The 14,207-nt window shown below is 72.2% G+C and carries 8 protein-coding genes; 5 read left to right on the plus strand and 3 right to left on the minus strand.

What is annotated here, in order from left to right; genetic code table 11:
* Positions 1–13 precede the first annotated feature (13 nt).
* Positions 14–385: a MerR family transcriptional regulator gene (locus tag C1703_RS15965; RefSeq protein ID WP_114253426.1), complete on the plus strand. Its 372-nt coding sequence runs from the start codon at positions 14–16 to the stop codon at positions 383–385.
* A 40-nt stretch (positions 386–425) separates the two neighbouring features.
* Here C1703_RS15965 and mfd read toward each other — a convergent pair whose 3' ends face one another.
* Entirely contained in the window at positions 426–3,959 is a 3,534-nt protein-coding gene (gene mfd, locus C1703_RS15970; protein WP_114253428.1) for a transcription-repair coupling factor, read from the minus strand.
* 249 nt (positions 3,960–4,208) lie between these two features.
* Between mfd and C1703_RS15975 the strand changes: the two genes are divergently transcribed.
* Positions 4,209–5,648: a DUF2079 domain-containing protein gene (locus tag C1703_RS15975; RefSeq protein WP_114253431.1), complete on the plus strand. Its 1,440-nt coding sequence runs from the start codon at positions 4,209–4,211 to the stop codon at positions 5,646–5,648.
* 104 nt (positions 5,649–5,752) lie between these two features.
* On the opposite strand, the gene C1703_RS15980 is transcribed toward C1703_RS15975, so the two are convergent.
* Both C1703_RS15980 and C1703_RS15985 read right to left on the minus strand, forming a co-directional pair.
* Complete coding sequence (locus C1703_RS15980) at positions 5,753–8,332, minus strand: ABC transporter permease (protein ID WP_114253433.1); 2,580 nt, start codon at positions 8,330–8,332, stop codon at positions 5,753–5,755.
* Positions 8,329–9,117 (minus strand): ABC transporter ATP-binding protein, encoded by a 789-nt coding sequence (locus C1703_RS15985; RefSeq protein ID WP_037758751.1) that lies wholly within the window; start codon positions 9,115–9,117, stop codon positions 8,329–8,331. The genes C1703_RS15980 and C1703_RS15985 overlap by 4 nt, the downstream gene beginning before the upstream one ends.
* A gap of 473 nt (positions 9,118–9,590) precedes the next feature.
* Between C1703_RS15985 and C1703_RS15990 the strand changes: the two genes are divergently transcribed.
* The 3 genes from C1703_RS15990 (at position 9,591) to C1703_RS16000 (ending at position 14,197) form a co-directional block, all read left to right on the plus strand.
* On the plus strand, positions 9,591–11,084 hold the full coding sequence (locus C1703_RS15990) for an MFS transporter (protein WP_114253435.1): 1,494 nt from the start codon (positions 9,591–9,593) through the stop codon (positions 11,082–11,084).
* A 20-nt stretch (positions 11,085–11,104) separates the two neighbouring features.
* Positions 11,105–11,611, plus strand: a complete 507-nt coding sequence (locus tag C1703_RS15995; RefSeq protein ID WP_114253437.1) for a GNAT family N-acetyltransferase — start codon at positions 11,105–11,107, stop codon at positions 11,609–11,611.
* 81 nt (positions 11,612–11,692) lie between these two features.
* Entirely contained in the window at positions 11,693–14,197 is a 2,505-nt protein-coding gene (locus C1703_RS16000) for a hypothetical protein (RefSeq protein WP_114253439.1), read from the plus strand.
* Positions 14,198–14,207: the final 10 nt, after the last annotated feature.

A 14,207-nucleotide genomic window follows, 5' to 3' on the forward strand; every position in this document is an offset into this window, starting at 1 on the left:
TCGTATGCGGAGTATGCGGATCGGCGAACTCGCCGCGGCGACCGGCACCACGGCGCGCGCCCTGCGCCACTACGAGCAGGCGGGATTCATCACCTCCGAACGGGCCGCGAACGGCTACCGCCTGTACGACGCCGGTACGGCGGTCCGCGTCCGCAACATCCGCAGCCTGCTGGAGGTCGGGCTGACCCTCGACGACGTGCGGGTGTTCCTGCCGTGCCTGGACGGCGACGTCACGGCCGGGCCCGCCTCGGACCGGGCCCTGCGGGTCGCGGCCGACCGGCTCGCGGTGCTGGACGCGCGGATCGCGGCGCAGGTCGCGGTCCGCGACCGACTGGCTGCGGCCCTGCGCCGGGCCACCGGTACACGGGTGAGACCGGTGGCCTGACGATCCTTCAGCGGACGCCGACGTCAGACACCCCTGGCCGTCAAGACCCCAGCACCGACGTCAGGAACTCCCCGACCCACGCCAGCAGGTCCCGCCCGACCAGCGGCTTGCCGCCCACCTTCGCGGTCTTCGGGCGCGGCACCAGCACCTGGTGCACCGCCGGCTTGATGACGACCCCCGGGTACAGCCGCTTGACCCGCAGCTCCTGCGACTCGCGCAACTCCACCGGCGCGAACCGGATGTTGTTGCCCTGCAGCACGATCTCGCCGACCCCGCACGCGCGGGCGAGCATGCGCAGGCCCGCGACGAGCAGCAGGTTCTCCACCGGTTCGGGCAGCTTGCCGTAGCGGTCGGCGAGTTCCTCGCGTACGGCCTTGATGTCCTCCTCCGTGTTGGCGGAGGCGATGGCCCGGTACGCCTGGAGGCGGAGGCGCTCGCCCGGCGCGTAGTCGTGCGGGACGTGCGCGTCGACCGGCAGCTCGATCTTGACCTCGAGCGGCGGTTCCTCCTCGATCTCGCCGGTCTCCAGCTGCCGCCGGTAGTCGGCCACGGCCTCGCCGACCATCCGCACGTACAGGTCGAAGCCGACGCCCGCGATGTGGCCGGACTGCTCGCCGCCGAGGAGGTTGCCCGCGCCGCGGATCTCCAGGTCCTTCATGGCGACGTACATGCCCGCGCCCATCTCCGTGTGCTGGGCGATCGTCGCGAGCCGTTCGTGCGCGGTCTCCGTCAGCGGCTTCTCCGGCGGGTAGAGGAAGTAGGCGTAGCCGCGCTCGCGGCCCCGGCCGACGCGGCCGCGCAGCTGGTGCAGCTGGGACAGGCCGAAGGTGTCGCCGCGTTCCACGATCAGGGTGTTCGCGTTGGAGATGTCGATGCCGGACTCGACGATGGTCGTGGAGACCAGCACGTCGAACTTCTTCTCCCAGAAGTCGACGACGACCTGCTCCAGGGCCGACTCCGACATCTGGCCGTGCGCGGTGGCGATGCGCGCCTCGGGCACGATCTCGCGCAGCCGGGCCGCCGCGCGGTCGATCGACTCGACGCGGTTGTGGATGTAGAAGACCTGGCCCTCGCGCAGCAGCTCACGGCGGATGGCGGCGCCGATCTGCTTCTCCTCGTAGGGGCCGACGAAGGTCAGGACCGGGTGGCGCTCCTCCGGCGGGGTGGTGATGGTCGACATCTCGCGGATGCCGGTGACCGCCATCTCCAGCGTCCTGGGGATCGGAGTCGCGGACATGGTCAGCACGTCGACGTTGGCGCGGAGCTTCTTCAGCTGCTCCTTGTGCTCGACGCCGAAGCGCTGCTCCTCGTCGACGATGACCAGGCCCAGGTCCTTGAACTTGGTCTCCGAGGAGAACAGCCGGTGGGTGCCGATGACGATGTCCACCGAGCCCTCGCGCAGGCCCTCCAGGACCGCCTTGGCCTCGGTGTCGGTCTGGAAGCGGGAGAGCGCCTTCACGCTCACCGGGAACTGCGCGTACCGCTCGCTGAACGTCCCGAAGTGCTGCTGCACCAGCAGCGTCGTGGGCACCAGGACGGCCACCTGCTTGCCGTCCTGGACGGCCTTGAAGGCGGCCCGGACCGCGATCTCGGTCTTGCCGTAGCCGACGTCGCCGCAGATCAGGCGGTCCATGGGGACCGACTTCTCCATGTCCTCCTTGACCTCGGCGATGGTGGTGAGCTGGTCGGGCGTCTCCGCGTAGGGGAAGGCGTCCTCCAGTTCGCGCTGCCAGGGGGTGTCCGCGCCGAAGGCGTGCCCGGGGGCCGCCATGCGGGCGCTGTACAGCTTGATGAGATCGGCGGCGATCTCCTTGACGGCCTTCTTCGCGCGGGCCTTCGTCTTCGTCCAGTCGGCGCCGCCGAGGCGGTGCAGGGTGGGGGCCTCGCCGCCGACGTACTTGGTGATCTGCTCCAGCTGGTCGGTGGGGATGTAGAGGCGGTCGCCGGGCTGGCCGCGCTTGGCGGGCGCGTACTCGACGACCAGGTACTCGCGGGTCGCGCCCTGCACGGTGCGCTGCACCATCTCGATGTAGCGGCCCACGCCGTGCTGCTCGTGGACGATGTAGTCGCCCGGCTCCAGGGTGAGCGGGTCGATGGTCTTGCGGCGGCGGGCCGGCATCCGGGCGCCCTCGCGGCCGGACGCCCTCTGGCCGGACAGATCGGTCTCGGTCAGGACGGCGAGTCTGAGGGCCGGGTCGACGAAGCCGTGCTCGATCGAGCCGCACGCCACGTGCACGAGCGACGGGGAGATCTCGGCGAGGTCCGTGTCGAGCCGGGCGGCGATGCCCTCGCCGCCGAGCACCTCGACCGTACGGGCCGCCGGGCCGTGCCCCTCGGTGACGTACACCGCGCGCCAGCCGTCGGCGAGCCAGCCCTTGGTGTCGGCGAGGGCCTTGGCGGTGTCGCCGCGGTAGGTCTCCGGAGCGTGCATGCCGAGCTTGAGGGTGTCCTCGTCCAGTTCCTCGTCGGCGGCGAAGGGCGAGACGGACCACCACATCATGTCCAGCTCGCGGGCCCGGTCCCGGACGTCGGCGATGGACCACAGGGAGGCCGCGCCGACGTCGATGGGCGCCTCGCCGCCGCCGGCGGTGGCCGCCCAGGAGGCCTGGAGGAACTCCTGCGAGGTGGCGACGAGGTCCGACGCGCGCGTGCGGACCCGCTCCGGGTCGCACACGACGGCCATGGCGCCCTTGGGCAGCACGTCGAGCAGCAGCTCCATGTCGTCGACGAGGACCGGAGCGAGGGACTCCATGCCCTCGACGGCGATCCCCTCGGCGATCTTGCCGAGCAGCTCTCCGAGCTCGGGGTGCTGTTCGGCCAGGGCACGCGCGCGGGTGCGGACGTCCTCGGTGAGGAGCAGCTCGCGGCACGGCGGCGCCCACAGGCCGTGCTCGGCGACTTCGAGGGAGCGCTGGTCGGCGACCTTGAAGTAGCGGATCTCCTCGACGTCGTCGCCCCAGAACTCGATGCGCAGGGGGTGTTCCTCGGTGGGCGGGAACACGTCGAGGATGCCGCCGCGGACGGCGAACTCGCCGCGCTTCTCGACGAGCTCCACGCGCGCGTAGGCGGCGGCCGCGAGGGCGTCGACCACCTCGTTCAGGTCGGCGCTCTGGCCGGTCCTCAGGGCGACCGGCTCCAGGTCGCCGAGGCCCTTGACCTGCGGCTGGAGCACGGAGCGCACCGGTGCCACGACGACGGAGACCGGGCCCGTCTCGGGGTCGTCGGGCCGGGGATGGGCCAGGCGGCGCAGGACGGCCAGGCGGCGGCCGACGGTGTCGCTGCGGGGGCTGAGCCGCTCGTGCGGGAGCGTCTCCCACGACGGGTACTCCACGACCCCCTCGGGCGGGAGGAGGGAGCGCAGGGCCGCGGCCAGGTCCTCGGCCTCGCGGCCCGTCGCCGTCACCGCCAGCACCGGGCGGCCCGTGTCGCGGGCCAGGGCGGCGACGGTGAACGGGCGGGCCGCGGGGGGACCGACCAGGTCGACGTGCATGCGGTTGCCGTCTGCGGCCGCCTTGATCGCTTCCGCGAGCGCGGCGTCCTTGACTACGGCGTCGAGCAGACCGTGCAGGCTCATACGGGGCTTTTTCCGTCCAGGGGTGGGCAACACGACGGGCCCGACGCGCGCTGCGGGCCGGGGGTCTCCAGCGTACGACGATGCGCGCCCGCGCGGCGGGCCTGTGGATAACGCCCGTTCTCCCCTGGCCGTGGCCAGTCCCGCCGGTCAAGGGGGGAATCAGCCGCTCAATCTTCACAACGTCACCCCCACCCGTTGTTTTCACCGCGGCATGATCTGTCCGATTCCCGCCCCTGCGTAAGGCACGACATGCCTGCCTCCACCCTCCGAGCCCCGTCGCCCCGGATACCGACGCCGGTCACCCGCGCCCCGGGTGGCCGGCGCCGTCTCGGCGCGCGATGCGACCCCTGGCTCCTCGCCGCCGCCCTCTTCGCCGCCTACACGACCGTCTCCGTGGGCCGCTACCGGCACATGGCGACCCTCTCCTGGGACCTGGGCATCTTCGAGCAGGCCGTGCGCGCCTACGCGCATCTGCGGGCGCCGGTCGCCGATCTCAAGGGGCCGGGCTTCGACATCCTGGGGGACCACTTCAGCCCGGTGACCGCCGTGCTCGCGCCGGTGTACCGGCTGTTCCCCTCGCCGGTCACGCTGCTGGTCGCGCAGGCCGCGCTCTTCGCGCTGTCCGCCGTGCCGGTCACCCGCGCCGCCGCCCGGCTCCTGGGCCGGCGCCGGGGTCTGGCGCTCGGCCTGGCCTACGGGCTGTCCTGGGGCGTCCAGCGCGCCGTCGACTTCGACTTCCACGAGATCTGCTTCGCCGTCCCGCTGATCGCCTTCTCCCTGGAGGCCCTCCTCGCGCAGCGCCGCCGGGCGGCCCTGTGCTGGGCCCTTCCCCTGGTGCTGGTCAAGGAGGACCTGGGGCTGACGCTGGCCGCGATCGCGCTGGTCGTGGCCTGGCGGGCCCGCGGCCGCTCGCCCCGGGCGGTCCGGTACGCGCTCGGTGTCGCGGTGTGCGGCGTGGCGGCGACGGTGATCGTCCTCACCGTGGTGATCCCGTCGTTCAGTCCGTCGGGCGGTTACGACTACTGGAACAAGGTCAGCGAGGCGGGCAGCCCCTTCGAGGGCCTCGGCACCAAGCTGCGCACCCTCGCCTGGCTGCTGATCCCCACCACCGGGCTGCTGGCCCTGCGCTCCCCGCTGCTGGTGGTCGCGCTGCCGACGCTCGGCTGGCGCTTCCTGTCCGGGGACGCGCACTACTGGGGCACCGACTGGCACTACAGCGCGGTCCTGATGCCGGTCGTCGTGCTCGCTCTCGCAGACGCCCTCACCACCGCGCGCCTCAGCACGCGCGCGTGGCTGCGGTCGTACGCCGCCCAGTTGCCGGCCGCCGTCGCCGCCGCGGCGCTGGCCCTGACCACCTCGCTGCCGCTGGCGCAGCTCACCGGGGCCGAGATCTACCGCAAGCCGGCCGCGGTGTCCGGCGTGGAACGCCTGCTGGCGCGGATACCCGACGGCGCCACCGTCGAGGCCGACATCGGCCCGATCAGCCGCCTCACCTCGCGCTGCCGGGTCTTCTGGCTCGGCAACACCCAGGGCGTCACCCCGGAGTACATCGCCCTGGAGAACGTCGACGGCACGTACCGGGACCCGGTGGGCTACGCCCGGGTGCTGCACCCCGGCGCCGAGTACGCCGTGGCGGGCCAGGCCAACGGGTACGTGGTCCTCCAGCGGCGGACGGCGACCGGTGGCTGACGCGTCTCGCGTTCGGCCGGACAGCGCTGGGGCCCGCCCCGGAGGCCGAGACCTCCGGGGCGGGCCGTCCCCCGCAACCCCCGTGTGCGGTGGTTCCTGGTTGGCTACTCGGTCGCGATCGCGTTCAGGACGTTCATCCGGCCCGCCCGGAACGCCGGGATCAGTGCCGCGAACAGGCCCACGAACGCCGAGCCGATGAAGACGCCGATGATGGTCGGCCAGGGGATGTCGAGGATCATCAGGCCCTCCAGTTCCAGCAGCTGCTGTGCGGTGGCGCCCCAGCCCATGCCCAGTCCGAGGCCCAGCAGGGCGCCGAAGAGGGCGATGACGACGGACTCCATGCGGATCATGCGGCGCAGCTGGCGGCGGGAGAGGCCGATCGCCCGCATCAGGCCGATCTCCCTGGTGCGCTCCACCACGGACAGGGCCAGGGTGTTCACCACGCCCAGGATGGCGACGATGATCGCCAGGGCCAGCAGGCCGTAGATCATGTTGAGCAGCTGGCCGATCTGGTCCTTCAGGGCCTCCTTGTAGTCGGTCTGGTCGCGCACGGTGTACTGCGGGTAGTCGTGCAGTGCCGACTTCAGGGACTTGTAGGCGGCGTCCTGCTGCCCCTCCTTGGCGCTGGCGAAGACCAGGGAGTCCAGCGGCATCTTGTCGGCCGGGACGTACTTGGCCATCGTGGCGATGGAGGTGTACATCGCGCCCGCGTCGATCACGACGTCACTGCTGGTGATCGCCCGGACCGTCAGGTCGGCGGCGGAGCCGTCCTTGAAGGCCACCTTGATCTTCGAGCCGAGGCTGATGCCGTGGTCCTTGGCGAACTTCTCGTGGACGGACATCGAGTCGGGCTTGTAGGCGTCGGGCAGCTTGCCGGCGACGGTCTCGGTGCGCAGGTCGGTCGCGTACGACGGGTCGGCCGCCGTGATCGCCGTGTCCTTGAGGGTCTCGCCGTCGGGGGTGGTGAAGTCGGCCTGGGTCCACTTGTACTCGGTGACCCGCTCCAGTTCCGGCGTCGACTTCATGGCCTTGACGGCCTGCGGGGTGATCAGCTGGCCACTGTCGGACTGGACGATGAAGTCCGTGCCGACGGTCTTGTCGAGCTGGTCGGTGGCGGAGGCCACCATGGAGGAGCCGACCACGGACAGGCACGCCACCAGGGCGAGGCCGATCATCAGCGCGGCGCCCGTGGCGCCGGTGCGGCGCGGGTTGCGCAGGGCGTTGCGCTCGGCCATGCGCCCCACGGGGCCGAACATCCGCAGCAGGACCGCGCCGAGAACGCGGACCACTCCGCCGGCGAGCAGCGGGCCGATCACGACGAAGCCGATCAGCGACAGCACCACGCCGATGCCGAGCCACAGCGAGCCGTCGGTGGCCTTGTCGGCCGCCGCCGCCAGGTACAGGGCGAAGACGCCGCCTGCGGTGAGGACGGTGCCGAGGATGCCGCGGATCCAGCCGGCCTTGGCGTCCGCCGGGGCTCCCGCGTCGCGCAGGGCGGCCATCGGGGAGATCTTGCCGGCGCGCCGGGCGGGCAGGTAGGCGGCGAGGACGGTGACGACCACGCCGAGGACGAGGCCGACCACCGGGGTCGTCCAGGCCACCGTCAGGTCGTCGGTGGACAGTTCCATGCCCATCTGGCCCATGAGCTTCATCAGGCCGACGGCGAGGCCGACGCCCGCGCCCACGCCGAGCACCGAGCCGACGAGGCCGAGCAGCAGCGCCTCGGCCAGCACCGAGCGGTTGACCTGCTTGCGGGAGGAGCCGATGGCCCGCATCAGGCCGATCTCGCGAGTGCGCTGGGCGACCAGCATGGAGAACGTGTTGATGATCAGGAAGATGCCGACGAGGAAGGCGATCCCGGCGAAGCCGAGCATCGCGTACTTCATGACGTTCATGAAGCCCTCGACGTCCTTCTGGTTGGCGTCCGCGGTCTCCTTGGCGGTTTTGACCTGGTAGCCGCCGCCGAGTTCGGCGGTGACGTTCTTCTTCAGCTGCGCGTCGCTGACGCCGGCGGCCGCGGTGACGTTGACGTTGGTGTAGACGCCGGTCTCGCCGACCAGGGCCTGCTGGGCGGTCTTCGTGTCGAGGTAGAAGATCGCGGCGCCGGGGTTGGTGACGGTGAAGTCGGCGATGCCGGAGATCTTCGCCTGGTGCGTGCCGACCGCGCTGATCACCGCGATCTCGTCGCCGAGCTTCAGGCCGTGCTTGTCGGCGGTGTCGGCGTCGACCATGATCTGGTCGCCGCCCTTGGGTGCCGCACCGGAGGTGATCTTCATGGTGCGGGCGTCGGTGGCGTTCCAGCTGCCGACGACGGTCGGGCCGCCGCTGGTGGGCGAGAGGTTGTCCTTGTCGGCGTCGACGACGGTGACCGACGTGGAGAAGACCGTGCCCTCGGCGGACTTCACGCCGTCGGCCCCCCGCACCTCGCCGAGCACGGAGGCCGGCATCACGGGCGGCTTGCCGTTGTCGGCGGTCGTCTCACCGCTGTCGGAGGCGCCCTTGGCGCTCACCGTCACGTCCGAGGAGGTGGCCGCGAAGAGCTTGTCGAACGTGGTGGACATGGTGTCCGTGAAGACGAGCGTCCCGCAGACGAAGGCCACCGACAGCAGGACGGCGATCGCGGAGAGCGCCATGCGGCCCTTGTGCGCGAGGAAGTTGCGCATCGAGGTCTTCATGACGGTCATGACGTGCGCCCCCGGGCGTCGAAGTCCTTCATGCGGTCCAGGACGGCCTCGGCGGTCGGCTTGTACATCTCGTCGACGATGCGGCCGTCGGCGAGGTACAGCACGCGGTCCGCGTACGAGGCGGCCACCGGGTCGTGCGTGACCATGACGATGGTCTGGCCCAGTTCGTCCACGGACCGGCGCAGGAAGCCGAGGACCTCGGCACCCGCGCGCGAGTCGAGGTTTCCGGTCGGCTCGTCACCGAAGATGATCTCGGGCCGGGCCGCGAGCGCCCGCGCCACGGCGACGCGCTGCTGCTGGCCGCCGGAGAGCTGGGTGGGCCGGTGCTTGAGCCGGTCGGCGAGGCCTACGGTCTCCACGACCCGGGCCAGCCACTGCTTGTCCGGCTTGCGGCCCGCGATGTCCATGGGCAGCGTGATGTTCTCTATGGCGTTGAGCGTCGGCAGCAGGTTGAACGCCTGGAAGATGAACCCGATGCGGTCCCGGCGCAGCTGCGTGAGCTTCTTGTCCTTCAGGCCGGTGATCTCGGTCTCGTCGAGGTAGATCTGCCCGCCGGTGACGGTGTCGAGCCCGGCGAGGCAGTGCATGAGCGTGGACTTGCCGGAACCCGAGGGGCCCATGATCGCGGTGAACTGGCCGCGTGCGATGTCCACGTCGACGTGATCGAGGGCGACGACCCGGGTCTCTCCGGACCCGTACGCCTTCACGACCTGCCGCGCCCGCGCGGCAACGGCCGTACGCCCTCCAGTACCCCCGTGCCTGGGAATGGTCACAGCCGAAGTCACGGTATGTCTCCTATATCGGTCAGCAGATGGTGAAGGCGGTCGCCTGGTCGACAGCCGCGGTACGCGTTGCCGGACCACGAATCCGTCCGACGCGTTTCAGTCTCGCCGCGGGAAGGGGCCCCGCGCCCTGGTGTTCAGCGCAGTCTTTTCCTGTGGAAAACCCCACCCCCGCCGGTGTGAGAACCGCCCCCCGGCGGCGTAAAGCCAGGTTAAGGAGCGCCGCGTCCGCGTCTCGTCCTCCGCCGGTACGAACCCTCCCCAGGTCGTAGTACGGAGGTACCCCTAGGGGCAGTCCACCGAAGGGTGGAGGCCGTCTCAGGGTTGGCTCCACCCGTCGGTCCAGTCAGGCTCCACCCTCCCGCGACGTCAGGGTCAAGTGGGAAGCTGTCGGGCGGCAGGTAGGTGCAAGGGGCAGGTACAGCGGCGACGGCGCGGGACGGCGGCGTGGCCAGGGCGAGGGGGAGGAACCCGGGGTGGGCAGCACCAGTTCCGCGGCACGTGAGACCACGCGTCCGGCCGCGACCGACCGGCGCGGAGCCGTCGTCGCCGCGCTGATGCTCTCGATGGCGCTGGCGGCGCTCGACGCCACCATCGTCTCGACGGCCGTCCCGCAGATCGTCGGGGACCTCGGCGGTTTCTCCGTCTTCTCCTGGCTGTTCTCCGGCTACCTGCTGGCCGTGACCGTCACCCTGCCCGTGTACGGCAAGCTCTCCGACACCTTCGGCCGCAAACCGGTCCTGATAGCGGGCTCGGCCCTGTTCCTCGTCGGCTCCCTGCTGTGCGCGCTGGCCTGGAACATGGGGGCGCTCATCGCCTTCCGGATCGTGCAGGGCCTGGGCGGCGGCGCCCTCCAGGGCACCGTGCAGACGCTCGCCGCCGACCTGTACCCGCTGGAGGACCGGCCCAAGATCCAGTCGAAACTGTCGACGGTGTGGGCGCTGTCCGCGGTCGCCGGCCCGGGCCTCGGCGGTGTGCTCGCCGCCTATGCGGACTGGCGCTGGATCTTCCTGGTCAACCTGCCGATCGGCGCGGTCTCCCTGTGGCTGATCGTCCGTCACCTCCACGAGCCGGAGCGGGAAACGGCGCCCCACGCGCGCGTGGACTGGGCGGGCGCGCTCGCGGTGTTCGCCTGCGGCGGCGTCCTGCTCACGGCCCTGGTGCAGGGCGGGGTGGCGTGGCCGTGGCTGTCGGCACCCTCACTGGCCCTGTTCGGTGCGGGACTCGTCCTGGTCGCGGTGGTGGTGCTGGTGGAGCGCCGGGCGGCGGAGCCGATCATCCCGGGCTGGGTGTGGCGGCGCCGCACGATCGCCGCGGTCAATCTGGCCCTGGGGGCGCTGGGTCTGCTGATGGTCGCGCCGACGGTGTTCCTGCCCACCTACGCCCAGTCGGTGCTGGGCCTCGCGCCCGTGGCCGCCGGATTCGTGCTCTCCGTGTGGACGTTGAGCTGGCCGGTGTCGGCGGCGCTGAGCCAGCACGTGTACCGCAGGATCGGCTTCCGCAACACGGCGATGCTGGGCATCGGAACGGCCTCGCTGATCCTGTTCGCGTTCCCCTTCCTGCCGTACCCCGGGCAGGCGTGGCAGCCGACGCTGCTGATGCTGCTGCTCGGCGCGGCGCTGGGCCTGTTCCAGCTGCCGCTGATCGTCGGGGTGCAGTCGACGGTGGGCTGGGCGGAGCGCGGGACGACGACCGCGTCCGTGCTGTTCTGCCGCCAGACCGGCCAGACGATCGGCGCGGCGCTCTTCGGCGCGGTCGCCAACGGGGTGCTGGCCGCCCGGCTCGGCGGTGCGGGCGACCTCGACTCGGTGACCCGGGCGCTGGATCCGGGCAGCGCTCCGGAGGCGACCCGGCGGGCGATCGCGGACGCGGTGCACGCGGTCTACCTGGGCGCGGCGGGTGCGGCGGCCCTGGCGTTCCTGGTGCTGCTGTTCCTCGCGCCCCGGAAATTCCCGGTGCTGAAGGACTGACCGTCCGTATCCTCCGGCCCATGCTGACCCTGGAACGGCTGCGCGCCGATCACGCGGACGCCCTGCTGGCCTTCGAGCGGGAGAACCGGGCGTACTTCGCACGGACGGTCCCGGACCGCGGGGACGACTACTTCACCCCGGCCGGGTTCGCCGAACGCCACCGGGCACTCCTGGCGGAGCAGCACGCGCGCGTGTGCCACTTCCATGTCCTCCTGGAGGATGAGGCGCTGGTCGGCCGGGTGAACCTGATGGACGCGGCGGACGGCAGCGCCGAACTCGGCTACCGGATCGGCGAGCGCGCCTCGGGCCGGGGCGTGGCCACGGCCGCCGTCGCACAGATGTGCCGGCTGGCCGCCGCCGAGTACGGGCTGACGTCCCTCACCGCGCGGACGACCCTGGACAATCCCGCCTCCATGAAGGTCCTGACCCGCAACGGTTTCACGCGGGTGGAGAACACGACCGTCGGCGGCCGCCCAGGAATCCGCTACGTCCGCGAACACCTCACCGCCGCCCCCGGCACCCCCTAGGGCCCGACCCCGACGCCTTTCCGGGACCGGACACTCGTGCGGGTGACGCGCCGTGACGGCCGGTGCGTGTCTGCTGGTGGCATGGACTTCAACAGGCGCACGGCGATGGCGGCGGGACTCGGAGCGGTGGCGGCGGCGCACGGCACGCCCGCGGCCCGGGCGGCCACGCCCACGGCGGTGACGGTGACGGTGCAGGGTGAGGCCGCGGTACGGACGAACATCCCGGTGGTCAGGGACCGCCGGGCGTCCGGCGGGCGGTACCTGAGGTTACGGACGGCCGGGAAACCCCCGGCGGGGACCGGCTGGTACGCGACGTACGTCGTGCGCGTACCGCGGCCCGGCGTGTACGCGCTGACCGCCATCGCGACCGCGCCGATGGAGACGCCGCATACCGAGGCCGTCGCCTCCTACCCGCAACTGTCCGTGGACGACGGCCCGTTCGCGGAGATCGCGCGCTCGCAACCGCACTGGTACGAGTCGCGGCCCGCCTGGGGCGACTTGTCCGTCCTGGACCTGGGCGTGGTCGAACTGGACGCCGGGGCCCATACGTTCACGTTCCGCGTCGCCGAACCGGCCGTCCTCGACGACACGACGGCGTACGCCCTGTCCCTGGACCGCTTCACCCTGCGCCACCTGGCCGGGCACCCGGCCCTGTGCGAACTGTCGGTGCCCCGGCACCGCGTGGGCGAACCGGCCCGGCTGCGACTCACCCTCGACGGGCGCGCCACACGCGCGTACCGCGTGCGGTACGTCGTCAGCGACCACCGCGGAAGGCAGGCAGCGGCCGGCCGGGCCACCATCGCCGCGGGGGCCACGAGTGCGACGGTCACGCTGCCCGCCCTGCCCCCGGGGCACTACCGGGTGAGCGCGGACGGCGTGACGGGCCGGTTCGCCCGCCTGCCCGCGCGCCCCGCCGTCACCGGCCCCACCAGCCGCTTCGGCGTCAACGTCTGGGCGTCCTCCCTCGTCCCGCCGTCCCGGCTGGCGGACTTCGCCGCGGCCGTGCGGGACATGGGAGCCGGCTGGGTACGCGACGGCCAGTCCTGGCCCGCGGCCGAACCGGCCCCCGGCGCGTACGACACCTCCCACCACGACCGCCGCACCCGCACCCTGCGCGCCCACGGCCTGGCCGTCCTCGACGTGCTCTCCCCCGCCCCCGAGTGGTCCATGACCGACGCCTCGCTGCCGCTCCCGGCGGACCTCAGGCACGCCTACCGCTACGCCCGGCACCTGGCGGCGGCCGCCCCCGAGGCACTCCAGCTCTCGAACGAACCGGACGTCGACACCACCCGCAGCACCGGCGACGCCCACGCCGCGTTCGTGAAGGCCGCCGCCCTCGGAATCAAGGACGCCGCGCCCGAGCCCTGCCTCGTCGTCCTGCCGGGCATCGCGCAGACCGGCCCCTTCCAGGACCTGATGCTCGCCAACGACGTCGTGCGGTACGCGGACGTCTGGGCCTTCCACGGCTACCCGGACCCGGCCGAGCCCGGCGAGCCGCGCTTCCCGGGCATCGCGGAGGAGCAGCACGAACTGGCCCACCGGCACCAGGCACACGTACCACTGTGGATGACGGAGTGCGGCGCGTTCCAGAAGTCCCGGCCCGGGCAGGACCTGACGCCGGAGCAGGAGATCGTGCAGGCGCGGTACGTGGTGCGGTCCATGGTGGAGGGGCTGGCGGCCGGCAACGACCGGCAGTTCTGGTTCGCGGGCCCGCCGCTGCACGACGACGGCGTCTACTTCGGGCTGCTGGACAGGGATTTCCGCCCGCTGCCCGCCTACAGCGCCTTCGCGGCCCTCACCTCGCTGCTCGGCGCGGCACACTTCACCGGCTTCGCGCCCGGCCTGCCGGACGGCGCCCGGGGGTTCGTCTTCGACAGCGGACGTGGAGAGCGGGTCATGGTGCTGTGGGCGGAGCGGCCGGTGCGCGTGGACGTGGCGGGGGTTGCGTACGACCTGATGGGCCGCCGTCTGCGGGCGGGGCCGGTGACCGTCTCACGCGACCCTCTGTACGTCGTCTCCCGCTCGGCCCCCGCAACCGGCCCGGCCCCTGTGGCCTCGGCGACCCCGGTGATCCCGGCGAGCCCCGTGGCCTCGGCGACCCCTGTGGCCGTGAAGACCCCCGTGACCCCCGCGGTCTCCGCGTCCTCCATGGTCTCCGCGTCTTCCGTACGAGCCGCCGCTCGCCCCCGGGCCCGCCTCTCCCCCGCCGAGCACATCGTCCTCGCCCAGCGCTTCCCCGCCCGCAACGCCGCCCCCGGCAAGGACGACGGGGACGCGCCGCCGCCGTACGGCTACCGCCTCGGCCGCCGTACGCGCATGGTCGTCGACGTCTACAACTTCGGTGCCACCGCATTCAACGTGACACTCGCGGCCCGGCCGGTGGGCGACGGGTGGTCCGTGCGGGCGGAGTCCGGGCGGCGGGAGGAACGCATACGCGTTCCCGCCGGAGGCCGGGTCGGCGTCGGCTTCACGGTTCGCGCCGGCAGCTCGGTGCGGCGTCGGACCGACCGGCGGCTGGCGTTCGGCGCGACGCTCGACGATCACAGCGAAGTACCGGCGTCCGTGGCGCTGATCCACCTCAAGTAGCCCACCGGGG

The organism is Streptomyces sp. Go-475 (assembly GCF_003330845.1).
Lineage (GTDB): Bacteria > Actinomycetota > Actinomycetes > Streptomycetales > Streptomycetaceae > Streptomyces.